18 protein-coding genes are annotated in these 15,666 nt (G+C 35.4%); 15 read left to right on the forward strand and 3 right to left on the reverse strand.

Features of this window, described 5'->3' with window-relative positions; genetic code table 11:
* Positions 1-11 precede the first annotated feature (11 nt).
* The 3 genes from EKM01_RS03070 to EKM01_RS03080 form a co-directional block, all read right to left on the reverse strand.
* Complete coding sequence (locus EKM01_RS03070) at positions 12-1,433, reverse strand: SusD/RagB family nutrient-binding outer membrane lipoprotein (protein ID WP_126766782.1); 1,422 nt, start codon at positions 1,431-1,433, stop codon at positions 12-14.
* Positions 1,434-1,452: 19 nt separating this feature from the next.
* Positions 1,453-4,590 carry a SusC/RagA family TonB-linked outer membrane protein gene (locus tag EKM01_RS03075; protein WP_126766783.1) on the reverse strand — a complete coding sequence of 1,046 codons (3,138 nt, stop codon included), beginning with the start codon at positions 4,588-4,590 and terminating at the stop codon, positions 1,453-1,455.
* A gap of 469 nt (positions 4,591-5,059) precedes the next feature.
* Positions 5,060-6,679, reverse strand: a complete 1,620-nt coding sequence (locus tag EKM01_RS03080; RefSeq protein WP_233589286.1) for a hypothetical protein — start codon at positions 6,677-6,679, stop codon at positions 5,060-5,062.
* 272 nt (positions 6,680-6,951) lie between these two features.
* Here EKM01_RS03080 and rpsL point away from each other — a divergent pair, with 272 nt between their 5' ends.
* The 15 genes from rpsL to rplN all read left to right on the forward strand — a co-directional run bounded on the left by rpsL (position 6,952) and on the right by rplN (position 15,661).
* On the forward strand, positions 6,952-7,335 hold the full coding sequence (gene rpsL / locus EKM01_RS03085; RefSeq protein ID WP_007136570.1) for a 30S ribosomal protein S12: 384 nt from the start codon (positions 6,952-6,954) through the stop codon (positions 7,333-7,335).
* A gap of 73 nt (positions 7,336-7,408) precedes the next feature.
* Positions 7,409-7,885: a 30S ribosomal protein S7 gene (rpsG, locus tag EKM01_RS03090; protein ID WP_035668130.1), complete on the forward strand. Its 477-nt coding sequence runs from the start codon at positions 7,409-7,411 to the stop codon at positions 7,883-7,885.
* Between the two features lie 10 nt (positions 7,886-7,895).
* Positions 7,896-10,052 (forward strand): elongation factor G, encoded by a 2,157-nt coding sequence (gene fusA, locus EKM01_RS03095; protein WP_126451835.1) that lies wholly within the window; start codon positions 7,896-7,898, stop codon positions 10,050-10,052.
* Between the two features lie 11 nt (positions 10,053-10,063).
* On the forward strand, positions 10,064-10,369 hold the full coding sequence (gene rpsJ, locus EKM01_RS03100; RefSeq protein WP_011963470.1) for a 30S ribosomal protein S10: 306 nt from the start codon (positions 10,064-10,066) through the stop codon (positions 10,367-10,369).
* A gap of 155 nt (positions 10,370-10,524) precedes the next feature.
* On the forward strand, positions 10,525-11,142 hold the full coding sequence (gene rplC / locus EKM01_RS03105) for a 50S ribosomal protein L3 (RefSeq protein WP_126451836.1): 618 nt from the start codon (positions 10,525-10,527) through the stop codon (positions 11,140-11,142).
* Positions 11,142-11,771, forward strand: a complete 630-nt coding sequence (rplD, locus tag EKM01_RS03110) for a 50S ribosomal protein L4 (protein ID WP_091173690.1) — start codon at positions 11,142-11,144, stop codon at positions 11,769-11,771. The genes rplC and rplD overlap by 1 nt, the downstream gene beginning before the upstream one ends.
* Positions 11,772-11,777: 6 nt before the next feature.
* The gene (gene rplW / locus EKM01_RS03115) at positions 11,778-12,068 is read left to right on the forward strand and encodes a 50S ribosomal protein L23 (RefSeq protein WP_126451837.1); all 291 of its coding nucleotides are present in this window, start codon (positions 11,778-11,780) and stop codon (positions 12,066-12,068) included.
* A 9-nt stretch (positions 12,069-12,077) separates the two neighbouring features.
* Positions 12,078-12,902, forward strand: a complete 825-nt coding sequence (gene rplB, locus EKM01_RS03120; RefSeq protein WP_059114053.1) for a 50S ribosomal protein L2 — start codon at positions 12,078-12,080, stop codon at positions 12,900-12,902.
* Between the two features lie 6 nt (positions 12,903-12,908).
* Entirely contained in the window at positions 12,909-13,187 is a 279-nt protein-coding gene (rpsS, locus tag EKM01_RS03125) for a 30S ribosomal protein S19 (RefSeq protein WP_007136562.1), read from the forward strand.
* Between the two features lie 6 nt (positions 13,188-13,193).
* Positions 13,194-13,604 carry a 50S ribosomal protein L22 gene (gene rplV, locus EKM01_RS03130; protein ID WP_007136561.1) on the forward strand — a complete coding sequence of 137 codons (411 nt, stop codon included), beginning with the start codon at positions 13,194-13,196 and terminating at the stop codon, positions 13,602-13,604.
* Between the two features lie 5 nt (positions 13,605-13,609).
* Positions 13,610-14,368, forward strand: coding sequence for a 30S ribosomal protein S3 (rpsC, locus tag EKM01_RS03135; RefSeq protein WP_126766785.1), 759 nt, complete (start codon positions 13,610-13,612; stop codon positions 14,366-14,368).
* 19 nt (positions 14,369-14,387) lie between these two features.
* Positions 14,388-14,813 (forward strand): 50S ribosomal protein L16, encoded by a 426-nt coding sequence (rplP, locus tag EKM01_RS03140; RefSeq protein WP_007803637.1) that lies wholly within the window; start codon positions 14,388-14,390, stop codon positions 14,811-14,813.
* Positions 14,814-14,826: 13 nt separating this feature from the next.
* Positions 14,827-15,012, forward strand: coding sequence for a 50S ribosomal protein L29 (rpmC, locus tag EKM01_RS03145; protein WP_091203666.1), 186 nt, complete (start codon positions 14,827-14,829; stop codon positions 15,010-15,012).
* A gap of 17 nt (positions 15,013-15,029) precedes the next feature.
* Positions 15,030-15,290, forward strand: a complete 261-nt coding sequence (gene rpsQ / locus EKM01_RS03150; protein ID WP_066081027.1) for a 30S ribosomal protein S17 — start codon at positions 15,030-15,032, stop codon at positions 15,288-15,290.
* Between the two features lie 2 nt (positions 15,291-15,292).
* Positions 15,293-15,661, forward strand: a complete 369-nt coding sequence (gene rplN, locus EKM01_RS03155) for a 50S ribosomal protein L14 (protein WP_026717863.1) — start codon at positions 15,293-15,295, stop codon at positions 15,659-15,661.
* Positions 15,662-15,666: the final 5 nt, after the last annotated feature.

The following is a 15,666-nucleotide window of genomic DNA, read 5'->3' on the forward strand; positions in this document are numbered from 1 at the left end:
TTTAAATATTATTATTTCATCCACCAAAGACGAGATGTTAATTTGTCACCACTTGTTAATGTTGTAGTTGCAGCTTCATAATTTACTCTGTTAAGTGAAATCTCCTGAGAATTATAATATAATCTTGAAGGAATAGTAGTTTCAGCTGCTTGAACAACTGGAAATAAAGCTGGGTAGCCTGTTCTTCTCCACTCTGTCCATGCTTCAAAACCTTGACCAAAAAGAGCAAACCATACTTGTTCTCCAATTTTAACTCGAGCATCAGCTTGATTTGTAAATTCAATGTTAGGCTGTGCAACATATGCAGCGGCGCTTCCTTCGATGCCGTTGAATTTAAAGTTAGCAGTAATCCCATTTTTGTAATGAGACAATGCTGCTGCAATACCTCCGGATACATATCCTTCATTGATTGCTTCAGCTAATAAAAATTCTGATTGTGCATAAGATAGTAATACACCAGGTAATGTAGGATTTAGATAAAAGGTACCTAAAGATGAAAAACCGTTATAATTTCCAGAATTTTCTTGGCCTGGGATGTTTCCAACGTATAGACCGGTGTTGTTTTTTTGTGCAAAAATTGGCAATCTTGGGTCTGCTAGAGCTTGTAATTTTTTAACTAAAACAGAACTCACTTTATATTCAGATCGTGTACCAAAAATGACAGTTTCATAAATAGGATTTGCATCAGGTTGTGCTGCCAAATATAGTAATTTGGCACTGTCATCACTAGAAGACATTAATTGCCCGGCATTTACTAGAGCTTGAAGTTGTGTACTGACATTTTTAGCTTTTGAAATTCTCATTAAAGCTTTTAGTTTTAATGAATTAGCAAATTTTCTCCATTTCGAAGTGTTTCCAGCATACACTAAATCAGAAGTTGCAGGCACTTCTCCTGTTCCATTTGCCAAAAGTGCGTCTGCACGAGTTAACATATCGATTATACCATCGTAAACTACTTCTTGTTTGTCATATACCGGTTTTAAATTACCAGTTTTATTAAATTCTGTAAAGGGAATTGGACCATAAAGATCAGTCAAAATTTGAAACCCATTGGCTTGAAGTACTAATGAAATTCCTTTTAGATTACTGTTTCCCTCGTTTTCTGCTAATGTGTACATGGATTGCGCATCTGCAATTACAGAGGCATACAAGTTATTCCATACACCGTCTATAGCTCCTCTTCTTGGAATGTATCTTTCCTCGTCATTGTATTGTACCTTAGACAAATGTTGTGCCCAGACCATTCCCATATCTCCACCTTGTTGCATACCATAAATAGTATTTTGGTTGACACGTACAATATTTCCCAATAATAAATGAGCGGGAACTGAAACTGAATTATTCGGATCTGTATTTACTGTTTCGAAGTCTTTATCGCAACTTGCACTCAAAAGCGCAATCAATGCAATAAATAAAATTGATATTTTTTTCATGATTTTCTAATTATTAGATTTAAAATTTAACTGATATGTTAAACCCATAAGACCTTGCTGAAGGAATTTGACCAAATTCCATACCTTGAACACCATTACCACTACCAAATCCAGTTTCTGGATCAATATGTGGAGCTGCTTTATATAAAATTGCTAAATTTCTAGCATTTATAGAAAACTTGAAGTCCGTGATTGATGTACCAGCTAACCATTGTCTTGGGAATGTATATCCTAAAGACATTTGTCTTAATTTAATATAAGTAGCATCAAAAATAGCGCTTTCCTCAATCGTATTGCCATACGCTGTTTGATTAAATGTTTTTGCACTTACAACAACATTATTTGGAACATAACCGCCAGCACCATCAGACATAACCCCATCTCCTACAAGACCAGTTTCACGTCCAATTAAAGATTCTTCTAAGGTTCCAGCATATCTACCCCAAGCATAGGTCATAGAGTGAACGTCACCGCCAACTTTAGCATCAATTAAAGTGCTGAAATCGAAACCTTTGTATTTCATAGTAAAGTTAGCTCCTCCAGTCCAGTCCGGTGTGATATTGCCTAATACTTTTTTATCACTTTCAATAACAGGTAATCCATTTACATAAATCACATTTCCGTTTGGATCTTTTGAAAATCCTCTCCCAACCAAAGCACCATAAGATTGTCCTTTTCTTGCTTCTAATGTAATACCCCATTGTTGACCTAAAATATAAGTATCTAATCCGCCAAGTGAAGTAACAGTATTATCATTCTTTGCAAAATTTAAATCGATATCAAAACTAAAATCTTCAGTTTTCAAAGCAGTAACTCCTAACTGCAACTCAATCCCTTTATTCTCCATTGAAGCAATGTTATCCCAAACACTTGTGAATCCTGTAGATGCTGAAACTTGAATTGGAACCAATAAATCAGAACTTTTTTTAGTGTAATAAGTACCTGCAAAACGTAATCTGTTTTTGAAAGCATTTAAATCAATACCTACTTCGGTACCTACAACGGTTTCAGGTTTTAAATTTGGATTAAATTGAGTATTGGGTGTTGAAGCTTGATTTCCCCATCCGCTATTTGACAGGGCATAAGTAGAGTTTAAATTATAAGCCCCTAAAGCTCCCGTTCCTCCTACTTTTGACCATCCTCCTCTTAATTTAATATAGTTAACAGCAGATTGTGTGGTGTTAAAAATCTCAGATAGGACTAAAGATCCTGAAACTGCAGGATAGAAAAAAGAGTTGTTTTGGACTGGAAGTACACTTGCCCAGTCATTTCTTCCTGAAAAATCAAGATAGAAATAATTTTTATAAGAAACTTGTCCAAAACCATATAAAGATCCAATTCTAACTTCATTGTAATTATTCCCAAATTGAGGAGTAGTACCTGATTTTATATTAGATAAATTATAGAAATTAGGTAATTCTAAAGCTGTAATGGCTCCAAATGTTTGAGTTGATTTTCTTCTCATCTGGTTGGCGCCAAAATTAATGTTGAAGGCAATGTTTTTAGTAATATTGTTTTTGTATCCTAAAAGCATTTCTGTGTTTATCTCAGAATATCTTAAAGTATTTTCGCTAAAAGTTCCATCAGGGGCTGAATTTGAACCCCATGCCTGTCTTTTAGTAATTACTTGAGAGTAATGGTCTAAGGACATTTTACCGGTTGCGGTAAGATTTTTTCCAAGTTCGTAGGTCATAAATGCTGAGCCAGTAAGCCTGTCTTTGTCAAATGTGTTTCTATTGGTAGCTAAAACCCAATATGGATTGTTTTGGAAGTTATTGTTCCAGTTGATTGGAGTTCCAGCAGCAGGTGTGTTTTCTGGAGCTAAAGGCAAATTATTAAAATCCTTAAAATCACTGAAATTCACATTTCTAGCTGACCAGATGAATTGTTGAGCTACATTTTCATTATCATATCCACCAGTTGGTAAATTATTACTTTTATCATTAAAATACATTAATGACACACCTGAAGAAAGTCTTTCGTTTAATTTTATATTTCCATTTAGACTAACACTTAATTTTTTAAAGTCTGTTGAAGGTAACATTCCTTTTTCATCCGTATTACCAATAGACATTCTAAAATTAGCATCTTCATTGCCTGAAGATAAGGATAGGTTGTTAGACGTTGATACAGCTGTTTCGTAAAAACTTCTTACATTGTTAGGGTGGGAAATCCAAGGTAACGGTGCACCACCTACTTTGTATGAATCCCATTGAACAAAAGATAAACCTTTGTCTAATGCAGGACCCCAGCTTTCATCCACACCGTCATTGTAACCACCACCAGCACCGTCAACATATTCAAAATAATCAGAAGTGGCACCTTGACCATATGAATTTTGGTAATTTGGCACTACCAAAGGGTTTGAAAATGTAGTATTTGTATTAAAGGAAACAACGCTTTTTCCTTTTCCAGATTTACCGGATTTTGTAGTAATAATGATTACCCCATTACTTGCTCTAAGTCCATATAATGCAGCAGCATTTGGCCCTTTTAATACTGTCATACTTTCAATGTCATCAGGATTGATACTGGCAACACCATTTGGCAAATCATTTCCTCCATTTGAATCTGATTTACTGTAAGATGAGTTGTCAAAAGGAACGCCATCAACAACAAATAAAGCTTGGTTATTTCCCGTGATAGAAGAGTTACCTCTTAATACTACTCTTGAAGATGCCCCTACTGCTCCGGAACTATTGGTTACTTGAACTCCGGCAATTTTACCGCTCAAGGCATTTACTAAATTACTTTCTCTTGCTTCAGTAAGCGATTCTCCTTTAATGCTTTGAGCAGCATATCCTATTGCTTTTTCTGATTTTTTAATCCCCAAAGCAGTCACTACAACTCCTTCAAGCTCCATGGCTTCACTAGCTAATTTAACCTTTAGGTTTGTAGAACTAGCTGACATTTGTATGGTTTTCATACCCACGTAGCTAAAAATCAGCATATCAGTTGACTTTGCTTTGATGGAATATTTCCCATCAAAATCAGTTTGTGTTCCAGTATTTGTTCCTTTCACTAATACACTCACGCCTGGTATTGGCAATCCTGCATTATCAGAAACAACACCTGAAACAGATCTTTCTTGCGCAAAAGTAAGCTGCGCCATAAGTACTACAAGTAGTACAAAGAATCCATTGAACTTTAGTTTCATTTTATAAATATTTTGAATTAGTTTAGCAAATCTCTTAATAATTTGTTAATATTCCTAATTATTTATCGTTAAAATTTAACAATAATTTAATATTTTCAATAAATACTATTAATTAGTCAATATTTTTGTTTTTTTTAAACAAAAATCAGGAGATATCTCATGAAAACATAATATTGTTTAAATAGGATGATAATTGTTTGCGGATATCTAGATTTTTTTTTACTGCTATGTTTGTCTGTAGTGTAAATGTTCTGTTAAAAAAAGTATGGGCTGGATATTGTGCCTTACTGGATGCAAAGAAATAGAGACGAAAACTGTTTGCCATGTCAAAAAATGTTTTCTAATTCTTTTATTTAAGTTTTGAAGTAAATTAGAAATTAATTTTAATATGCTATTCGCAATGTTTTTTGATTTTTAAATTTTGACTATTTTTAATAGAACAAAAGTCGTATAATCGGTTTCTAATGTTTTAAAAAGTGACATTATAGCTGATGTGTACAATTGTATTGTTTATTTCTAGTGGTTGATTTGTGGTGCTCCCACTGGCAAGTGCTAATTTGAATAATCCATTTTTTGTTAGTAATCCCAATCCCATTCCAATGCCTATTAAGTTTTCTTTTTTGTCTTGTTGGTCTATTGCGGATTTATCTTTGAAAATACTGTAATCTAAAATTGAATGAACGTAAAGATTGGGAGATACAATATAGCGATACTCCGTGAGTAGTGAAGTCATGAGGTAGGCTTGCAGGCTATTTTCAGCAAAACCTCTTACGCTGTTGAATCCCCCAAAACGATATAATTCGTTTGTGACATAATTATTGCTTTGTAGATAATAATTTAGACTATTTACATAGATGGAATTTTTTTTATTCAGGTTAAAGTTGTGTACACCTTGAATGTTTATAAAAAACTGGTTGCTTTTTGTTGTATTTTCGGATAGGGTATAAAGAACTCTGCTTCCTATTCCGGATTGTAGTGTGAGACTTGATTTTATTGAAAAAATAGAATTGGCTGCGTTTAATTTGATATAATTAAAACTCGACGTTAGGAACGAATTATTGAAATCGCTAATTGGATTATTGTTTAAATTTTGGATAGCGCTGGATTCTGTTTTTTGGTATCCTAAATAAAACCGGGTGTTGTAATTAATGAAGTAGCTCAGGTCTATTGCGGTTTTAGTGTTTTGAAAGGTCGTGTCTTGTCGGAATAGCTGAATCTGTGCTTTTAGGCCTATTGGAGTTTTTAGTAAATAGGGCAATTCTACACTTGCTTTAAATGTTTTTTGGTCATTGCCATCGCTTTTCCAATATACTGAAAGTTGTTCGCCGGTACCTAAAATATTTTGGAGTTGTACATCTAAATATCCATTTAATGTGATTTTTTGATTTTCATTGTTAGAAAACCCAATGAAACCGTCAAATGTGTTTGATTTTCTTTTTTGAAGATATACGTATACTTTTGTGGTATCTTTTGTAAATAAAATTTCCGGATATTTTATTTGACTGATGAATCCAAAATTTTCAAAATCAGTGTAAATCTGATCGAGTACTTTTTGGTTAAAAATGCTTGTTTTGTATTTTCTGTTTAGTTGAGCAAAATGTCCGGATGGGAATTTTGTAGTTGAATTTGTGTCTTCGTAATTTATGGTTATCGCATTTAAGATTCTTTTCTTGTCGGTTTCTATTTTTAAATTGGCATACAAAACGGCATTTATTCTTTTGATGTTTGTCAGCTTTAGTTTAGCTAATGCAAACCCATTTTGTTCTAATTCTTGTATTTTTTTACGCAAGTAAAAATCTATTTCTGGGTAAGGTAGTATAATAGTATCTTCTTCTTCTTCTTTTAAAAGTATAGGAAGGTTTGGTTTTTTGTTGCTACCTATATATATATGTATCGCTTTTATTTTTTCTCCTAAATGTATTTTAGCAAGATAACTGGAGTCATTTATTTGGATTGGTGGTCCGGTAATGTTGTCAATGTATCCAATTCTTGAAAGATCTTCGGACAGCCTGTTTAATTCAATCTCAATTGATTTTGTGTTTGTGTGTTTTGGGTTATATTTTAAAGAGTCGATTGTCTTTGTTTCCAATATTGATTTTCCTGTAATGAGTACCTGAAAGCTTTGAGCAGAGCAGTGTAGGCCCAAATTAAAAAGGAGAATATAAATAAGGAAGTGCTTCAAGTGAATTTTGTTTTATTAAATAGAATGTAAATATCTGCTTTTTGCGATTAAAATCGAATGATAAAATAATCTTATTGAAAATTAGTGGATTAACGTTTGTAGAATAAAAAATATTTTCTACATTTGCAACCCCGTAAAAAGCGGGAATTTAATATAATAAGAAATTTTTAGTATTAATTATGCCAACAATTCAACAATTAGTAAGAACAGGAAGAACTCAGATAACTAAGAAGAGTAAATCGGTTGCTTTAGATTCTTGTCCTCAAAGAAGAGGGGTTTGTACGCGTGTTTACACTACAACACCAAAAAAACCAAACTCTGCAATGCGTAAAGTAGCGCGTGTACGTTTGACAAATGGTAATGAAGTAAATGCCTACATCCCTGGTGAAGGACACAATCTACAAGAGCACTCGATAGTATTAGTTAGGGGTGGAAGGGTAAAAGATTTACCAGGAGTTAGATATCACATCGTTCGTGGTGCCCTTGATACGTCAGGAGTAGCAGGAAGAACGCAAAGAAGATCTAAGTACGGAGCAAAACGCCCAAAAGAAGCAAAAAAGTAATTTAAAAAGTTATTCTTGTAAAGCCGCGATTCGTCGCGACTATATTAGTATGACGTTTTATTAAAAAAAAGACATGAGAAAAAGAGCGGCAAAGAAGAGACCACTTTTACCAGATCCTAGGTTTAATGACCAACTGGTAACACGTTTTGTGAACAACTTAATGTGGGATGGAAAAAAATCGACAGCGTTTAAAGTATTTTATGATGCAATTGACATCATTGAGTCTAAAAAACAAGATGCGGAGAAACCATCATTAGAAATTTGGAAAGATGCCTTAACCAATGTTATGCCTCACGTAGAAGTACGTAGTCGTAGAGTAGGTGGAGCTACATTCCAAATTCCGATGCAAATTCGTCCAGACAGAAAAATTTCTATGGCGATGAAATGGTTAATTCTTTATTCTAGAAGAAGAAACGAAAAATCGATGGCTCAGAGGTTAGCTTCAGAATGTTTAGCTGCGGCTAAAGAAGAAGGAGCTGCTGTTAAGAAAAGAATGGATACTCACAAAATGGCAGAAGCTAATAAAGCATTCTCTCACTTTAGATTTTAATTCTTAAGAAATGGCTAGAGATCTAAAATATACAAGAAACATAGGAATTGCTGCTCACATTGATGCTGGTAAAACAACAACAACAGAGCGTATATTATTCTACACTGGAAAATCACACAAAATTGGTGAAGTACACGATGGTGCTGCAACAATGGACTGGATGGCACAAGAGCAAGAAAGAGGTATTACAATTACTTCTGCAGCTACAACTTGTGAATGGAATTTTCCAACTGAACAAGGTAAAGTTTTATCTGAAACAGCTCCTTATCACTTCAATATTATCGATACACCGGGACACGTTGACTTTACAGTTGAAGTAAACCGTTCTTTGCGTGTTCTTGATGGTTTGGTTTTCTTATTTAGTGCTGTTGATGGTGTTGAGCCACAATCAGAAACGAACTGGAGATTGGCAGATCAATACAGGGTGCCACGTATTGGATTCGTTAATAAAATGGATAGACAAGGATCTAACTTTTTGATGGTTTGTCAACAAGTAAGAGATATGTTGAAATCAAACGCAGTTGCAATCACTTTGCCTATTGGTGAAGAAAATGATTTCAGAGGTGTTGTGGATTTAGTTAAAAATCAAGCTATAGTATGGCATGAAGAAGGTTTAGGAGCAACGTATGATATTGTGCCTATTCCAGAGGATATGCTTGAAGAAGTGAAGGAGTACAGATCGATTCTTATTGAGGCAGTAGCTGATTATGATGAGACTTTACTTGAAAAATTCATGGAAGATGAAAACTCTATTACAGAGGAAGAAATCAATATTGCATTGAGAGCTGCTGTAATGGATATGGCTATCATTCCTATGATTGCTGGTTCTTCTTTTAAAAATAAAGGAGTTCAATTCATGTTAGATGCAGTATGTAAATATTTGCCATCTCCAATGGATAAAGATGGTATTGAAGGAATTCATCCTGATGATGCTGAATTGTTAGAAGAAGATCAAACTAAAATATTGCGTAAGCCCGATGTTAAAGAGCCATTTGCTGCTTTAGCTTTCAAAATTGCTACTGACCCATTCGTAGGTCGTTTAGCTTTCTTCCGTGCTTACTCAGGACGTTTAGATGCGGGTTCTTACGTTTTGAACACACGTTCAGGAAATAAAGAAAGAATTTCTCGTATTTACCAAATGCATGCAAACAAACAAAATCCAATCGATTATATCGAAGCGGGTGATATTGGAGCGGCAGTTGGATTTAAAGATATCAAAACTGGAGATACGTTGTGTGATGAAAAACACCCAATTATTCTTGAGTCTATGAAATTTCCAGCACCGGTTATTGGTATTGCAATTGAACCTAAAACTAAGGCTGACGTAGATAAAATGGGTATGGCTTTGGCTAAATTAGCTGAAGAGGATCCTACATTTACGGTTAGAACAGATGAGGCTTCTGGGCAAACTATTATCTCAGGTATGGGTGAGCTTCACTTGGACATCTTAGTTGATAGAATGAGACGTGAATTCAAAGTTGAAGTAAACCAAGGTGAGCCTCAAGTTGAATACAAAGAAGCATTTACAAAATCTGCTCAACACAGAGAAACGTACAAGAAACAATCTGGTGGTCGTGGTAAATTCGGTGATATCGTATTTAGATTAGAGCCAGCTGATGAAGTTGATGGTAAAGCTCCTGTTGGATTGCAGTTCGTTAATGCTGTCAAAGGTGGTAACGTTCCTAAAGAATATATACCATCTGTAGAAAAAGGTTTTAGAGAAGCTATGAAAACTGGTCCTTTAGCAGGATATCAAGTAGATAGTTTGAAAGTAACTTTATTGGATGGGTCTTTCCACCCTGTGGATTCTGATGCACTTTCTTTTGAGCTTGCAGCAAGAATGGGGTATAGAGAGGTAGCTAAAGCAGCTGGTGCTGTTATATTAGAGCCAATCATGAAAATGGAAGTGATTACACCTGAAGAAAACATGGGAGATATCGTAGGTGATATCAACCGTCGTAGAGGTCAGGTAAATGATATGGGTGATAGAGCGGGTGCTAAAACCATTAAAGCCGATGTGCCATTATCAGAAATGTTTGGTTATGTTACTACTTTAAGAACTTTATCTTCAGGTCGTGCAACATCAACAATGGAATTTTCACATTACGCTGAAACTCCTTCGAATATTTCGGAAGCAGTTATCAAAAAAGCAAAAGGAAACGCTTAATCTTTAAGAAAATGAGTCAAAAAATCAGAATAAAACTAAAATCTTACGATCACATGTTAGTAGACAAGTCTGCTGAAAAGATTGTAAAAACAGTTAAAAGTACAGGAGCAGTTGTTACAGGTCCAATACCATTACCAACTCACAAAAAACTTTTCACAGTATTACGTTCTCCACACGTTAACAAAAAAGCAAGAGAGCAATTTGAAGTAATGTCATACAAGAGATTGATTGATATTTATTCCTCTTCATCAAAAACTATTGATGCCTTGATGAAACTGGAATTGCCTAGCGGTGTTGAAGTAGAGATCAAAGTTTAAGTAGCTTACTAGTAAGAAAAGGACGCTGTTTTTAATCGAAAATTATTTTTTTGGTTTGTGTGTAAATAAGTTATACATTTGCACCCACTTAAAAAATAGGATTTGGTTAAAAGCTGCGTTCTATATTTATATTTAATAATTAATAATTAATAATTATGTCTGGGTTAATTGGTAGAAAAATCGGCATGACTAGCATTTTCGACGAAAACGGGAAGAATATTCCTTGTACAGTAATCGAAGCTGGACCATGTGTTGTTACCCAAGTCAGAACCAAAGGTGTTGACGGGTATGAAGCGTTGCAACTTGGTTTCGATGACAAAAACGAGAAACATTCCACAAAAGCGGCTTTAGGTCACTTTGCAAAAGCGGGAACTGTAGCTAAGAAAAAAGTCGTTGAATTCCAAGATTTCGCAACAGAACAAAAATTAGGGGATCTTATTGATGTTTCTATTTTTGCTGAAGGAGAATTTGTAGATGTGCAAGGTGTATCTAAAGGTAAAGGTTTTCAAGGGGTTGTTAAACGTCACGGTTTTGGTGGTGTTGGTCAAGCAACTCACGGTCAACACAACCGTTTAAGAGCGCCGGGTTCTGTAGGAGCGTCTTCTTATCCATCCAGAGTATTCAAAGGAATGCGTATGGCTGGACGTATGGGAGGAGACAATGTAAAAGTTCAAAACCTTAGAGTTTTAAAAGTAGTGGCTGAAAAGAACCTACTTGTTATTAAAGGATGTATTCCTGGATGTAACAACTCTTATGTAATCATTCAGAAGTAATGGAAGCAAAAGTATTAGATTTCAACGGAAAAGATACTGGAAGAAAAGTGCAACTTTCTGATTCAGTATTTGGTATAGAACCAAACAATCACGCAGTATACCTTGATGTTAAGCAATATCTTGCTAATCAAAGACAGGGAACGCACAAAGCTAAAGAAAGAGCTGAAGTAGCGGGAAGTACGCGTAAGATTAAAAAACAAAAAGGAACTGGTACTGCTCGTGCGGGTAGTGCAAAGAATCCATTGTTTAAAGGTGGTGGAACAGTTTTTGGACCAAGACCAAGAAGCTATTCATTTAAATTGAATAAAAGCTTGAAACGTTTGGCTAGAAAATCTGCTTTCTCTATTAAAGCTAAAGAATCGAATATTATCGTTCTTGAAGACTTTAATTTTGAAACACCAAACACTAAAAATTTCATCAACGTTTTGAAAGCTTTAGAGTTAGAAAATAAAAAATCCCTGTTTGTGTTGGGTGATGTAAATAAAAATGTATATTTGTCGTCACGCAATTTAAAAGGCTCTAGCGTAGTAAGTAGCTTAGAACTAAGTACTTATGCTATATTAAATGCTAATAATTTAGTGCTTTTAGAGAGTTCTTTGGAGATAATTGAAGAAAATTTAAGTAAATAATAGGATATGAGCATCATAATTAAGCCTATAGTAACGGAAAAAGTAACCAAAGAAAGTGAAGTTTTAAACCGCTTCGGATTCGTTGTTGATAAAAAAGCAAACAAAGTGCAAATTAAGAAAGCTGTTGAGGCTGCTTATGGAGTAACTGTTTTAAGTGTCAATACGATGAATGTAAGGCCAGATAGAACTACTAAATACACTAAAAGTGGTTTAATAAGTGGAAAGACGAATGCAACTAAAAAAGCAATTGTTCAAGTACAAAAAGGAGAAACAATTGATTTTTACAACAATATCTAAGATAGAAAAATGTCAGTAAGAAAATTAAAACCTATTACCCCAGGTCAGCGATTTAGAGTTGTGAATGGTTATGACGCCATTACAACTGATAAGCCGGAACGCTCTTTGATAGCGCCGATAAAAAACTCTGGTGGTAGAAATAGTCAAGGAAAGATGACCATGCGTTATACGGGTGGTGGTCACAAGCAGAGATATCGTATCATTGATTTTAAACGTACTAAAGAAGGAATTCCTGCTACGGTAAAATCAATTGAGTATGATCCGAATCGTACTGCATTTATCGCTTTGTTAGCGTATGCTGATGGAGAGAAAACGTATGTTATTGCTCAAAACGGATTGAAAGTTGGTCAGAAATTAGTTTCTGGTCCAGAATCTCAACCCGAAATTGGGAATACATTACCGTTGAGCAGAATTCCTTTAGGAACTGTTATTTCTTGTATCGAATTGAGACCAGGTCAAGGAGCTGTAATAGCTCGTTCTGCTGGAACATTTGCTCAATTAATGGCAAGAGATGGAAAATACGCAACAATCAAAATGCCTTCTGGTGAGACAAGATTGATCTTGTTGACTTGTTCGGCTACAATTGGAGCGGTTTCTAATTCAGACCATCAATTAGTTGTATCAGGAAAAGCTGGTAGAACAAGATGGTTAGGTAGAAGACCTAGAACAAGACCTGTAGCGATGAACCCTGTCGATCACCCAATGGGTGGTGGTGAAGGTCGTTCTTCTGGTGGACATCCACGTTCAAGAAATGGAATACCAGCAAAAGGTTATAGAACTCGTTCTAAGAAAAACCCGAGTAACAAGTATATCGTAGAACGTAGAAAGAAATAATAAGATATGGCACGTTCATTAAAAAAAGGACCTTTCGTTCATTATAAGTTAGACAAGAAAGTTCAAGAAAACATTGCAGGTGGAAATAAAGGAGTTGTTAAGACATGGTCTAGAGCTTCTATGATTACTCCAGACTTTGTTGGGCAAACTATCGCAGTTCATAACGGTCGTCAATTTGTGCCAGTTTACGTAACAGAAAACATGGTAGGTCACAAATTAGGAGAATTTTCACCAACTAGATCTTTTAGAGGTCATGCTGGAGCAAAAAATAAAGGTAAAAAATAAGAAGCAATGGGAGTTCGTAAAAGAGAAACAGCAGATGCGAGAAAAGAGGCTAATAAGTCTATTGCTTTCGCAAAATTGAATAACTGCCCCACTTCACCTAGAAAAATGCGCTTAGTAGCGGACTTGGTAAGAGGTCAGAAGGTAGAAAGAGCATTGAACATCTTAAGATTTAGTTCTAAAGAAGCTTCAAGAAAATTAGAAAAATTGGTTTTGTCTGTAATTGCCAACTGGCAAGCAAAAAACCCTGACGCTAATATGGAAGAAGCAGGTTTATTTGTAAAAACGATTACAGTAGATGGTGGAATGATGTTGAAAAGACTTCGTCCAGCTCCACAAGGTCGTGCACACAGAATAAGAAAACGTTCTAATCACGTTACAATCGTGCTTGGATCTATTAATAACACACAAGCAATTTAATAAAGATGGGACAAAAGACAAATCCAATTGGAAATAGACTTGGTATCATCAGAGGATGGGACTCAAACTGGTATGGTGGAAATGATTACGGTGATAAACTTGCCGAAGATTATAAAATCAGAAAGTACATCCATGCTCGTTTATCAAAAGCTAGTGTATCAAAAGTAATCATCGAGAGAACTTTGAAACTTGTAACCGTTACTATCACTACAGCCAGACCGGGTATTATTATCGGGAAAGGTGGACAAGAGGTAGACAAGTTGAAAGAAGAACTTAAGAAAGTTACTGACAAAGAGGTTCAAATCAACATCTTTGAAATCAAAAGACCTGAGCTTGACGCGTATCTAGTTGCTACCAGCATCTGTCGTCAAATCGAAAGCAGAATTTCTTACAGACGTGCAATCAAAATGGCAATTGCCGCCTCTATGCGTATGAACGCAGAAGGTATCAAAGTTTTGATTTCTGGTCGTTTGAATGGTGCTGAGATGGCTCGTTCAGAAGGTTTCAAAGAAGGTAGAATTCCTCTATCAACTTTCAGAGCTGATATTGATTATGCTTTGGCAGAAGCTCATACTACTTATGGTAGAATGGGGATCAAAGTGTGGATCATGAAAGGTGAAGTTTATGGAAAGAGAGATCTTTCTCCACTTGCCGGAATGGACAAAAAACAATCTGGTGTTGGTGGTAAAGGTGGCGATTCTCCTAGAGGAGACAGAAAGCCTTTTAATAAAGGTGGTAAACCAGACGCTCGTAAACGAAAGTAAATTTTTAAATTAAAGAAAAATGTTACAGCCTAAAAGAACAAAATACCGTAAGGTACAAAAAGGTAAAATGAAAGGGAATTCTCAAAGAGGACATGAACTTTCTAATGGAATGTTTGGTATTAAATCTGTACATGAAGATGGAATGTTCTTAACTTCTCGTCAAATAGAAGCTGCACGTATCGCTGCAACTCGTTTTATGAAAAGAGAAGGGCAGTTATGGATCAAAATATTTCCAGACAAACCAATTACTAAGAAGCCTCTTGAGGTACGTATGGGTAAAGGTAAAGGAGCAGTTGAGTATTGGGCTGCCGTTGTTAAACCCGGAAGGATTATGTTTGAAGTTGGAGGAGTTCCTTTGTCAGTTGCTAAAGAGGCGTTACGTCTTGCAGCTCAAAAGCTTCCAGTAAAAACTAAATTCGTCGTTGCTAGAGATTTCGAAGCATAATCTATATTATATTATGAAACAATCAGAAATAAAAGATCTTTCTGCAGCAGAGTTGCAAGAAAAGCTTAGCCAAACTAAGAAAACATACGCTGATCTAAAAATGGCTCACGCTATTTCACCAATTGAGAACCCACTTCAAATTAGAAGTGTAAGAAGAACAGTTGCAAGATTAGCTACTGAACTTACTAAAAGACAATAACTGTAGTCTGCTGAAAGATGGAAGAAAAAAGAAATTTAAGAAAAGAAAGAGTTGGTGTTGTAACTTCGGACAAAATGGATAAATCTATTGTTGTTGCAGAAGTGCGTAAAGTAAAACACCCATTATACGGTAAGTTCGTGTTGAAAACTAAAAAGTATCACGCACACGACGAAATGAACGACTGTAACATTGGAGATACGGTAAGGATTAGCGAAACGCGTCCTTTAAGTAAAACCAAATGTTGGAGGTTAGTTGAAATCTTAGAAAGAGCTAAATAATTATGGTACAACAAGAATCAAGACTAAAAGTAGCAGATAATACTGGAGCAAAGGAAGTTTTAACTATCCGTGTTTTAGGAGGTACCAAAAGAAGGTATGCCTCTGTTGGTGACAAGATTGTAGTTTCTATCAAAGATACTGCTCCCAACGGAAGCGTTAAAAAAGGAGCTGTTTCAACTGCAGTTGTTGTACGTACCAAAAAAGAAGTAAGAAGAGCCGATGGTTCATACATTAGGTTTGATGACAACGCATGTGTGTTATTGAATGCTGCTGGTGAAATGAGAGGAACTCGTGTTTTTGGTCCGGTAGCAAGAGAACTTCGTGAAAAACAATTCATGAAAATTGTATCATTAGCACCAGAAGTGCTTTAATTCGT

Source organism: Flavobacterium sp. RSP46 (genome assembly GCF_003984825.1).
GTDB lineage: Bacteria > Bacteroidota > Bacteroidia > Flavobacteriales > Flavobacteriaceae > Flavobacterium.

What these genes read in the sequence shown, in the direction of transcription:
- rpmC (WP_091203666.1), top strand. Translation starts at nt 14,827, where the DNA reads ATGAAACAATCAGAAATAAAAGATCTTTCTGCAGCAGAGTTGCAAGAA.
- rpsL (WP_007136570.1), top strand. Translation starts at nt 6,952, where the DNA reads ATGCCAACAATTCAACAATTAGTAAGAACAGGAAGAACTCAGATAACT.
- rplP (WP_007803637.1), top strand. Translation starts at nt 14,388, where the DNA reads ATGTTACAGCCTAAAAGAACAAAATACCGTAAGGTACAAAAAGGTAAA.
- rpsG (WP_035668130.1), top strand. Translation starts at nt 7,409, where the DNA reads ATGAGAAAAAGAGCGGCAAAGAAGAGACCACTTTTACCAGATCCTAGG.
- EKM01_RS03070 (WP_126766782.1), bottom strand. Translation starts at nt 1,433, where the DNA reads ATGAAAAAAATATCAATTTTATTTATTGCATTGATTGCGCTTTTGAGT.
- fusA (WP_126451835.1), top strand. Translation starts at nt 7,896, where the DNA reads ATGGCTAGAGATCTAAAATATACAAGAAACATAGGAATTGCTGCTCAC.
- rplB (WP_059114053.1), top strand. Translation starts at nt 12,078, where the DNA reads ATGTCAGTAAGAAAATTAAAACCTATTACCCCAGGTCAGCGATTTAGA.
- rplW (WP_126451837.1), top strand. Translation starts at nt 11,778, where the DNA reads ATGAGCATCATAATTAAGCCTATAGTAACGGAAAAAGTAACCAAAGAA.
- rplD (WP_091173690.1), top strand. Translation starts at nt 11,142, where the DNA reads ATGGAAGCAAAAGTATTAGATTTCAACGGAAAAGATACTGGAAGAAAA.
- rplC (WP_126451836.1), top strand. Translation starts at nt 10,525, where the DNA reads ATGTCTGGGTTAATTGGTAGAAAAATCGGCATGACTAGCATTTTCGAC.
- EKM01_RS03075 (WP_126766783.1), bottom strand. Translation starts at nt 4,590, where the DNA reads ATGAAACTAAAGTTCAATGGATTCTTTGTACTACTTGTAGTACTTATG.
- rplN (WP_026717863.1), top strand. Translation starts at nt 15,293, where the DNA reads ATGGTACAACAAGAATCAAGACTAAAAGTAGCAGATAATACTGGAGCA.
- rpsQ (WP_066081027.1), top strand. Translation starts at nt 15,030, where the DNA reads ATGGAAGAAAAAAGAAATTTAAGAAAAGAAAGAGTTGGTGTTGTAACT.
- rpsJ (WP_011963470.1), top strand. Translation starts at nt 10,064, where the DNA reads ATGAGTCAAAAAATCAGAATAAAACTAAAATCTTACGATCACATGTTA.
- rpsC (WP_126766785.1), top strand. Translation starts at nt 13,610, where the DNA reads ATGGGACAAAAGACAAATCCAATTGGAAATAGACTTGGTATCATCAGA.
- rplV (WP_007136561.1), top strand. Translation starts at nt 13,194, where the DNA reads ATGGGAGTTCGTAAAAGAGAAACAGCAGATGCGAGAAAAGAGGCTAAT.
- rpsS (WP_007136562.1), top strand. Translation starts at nt 12,909, where the DNA reads ATGGCACGTTCATTAAAAAAAGGACCTTTCGTTCATTATAAGTTAGAC.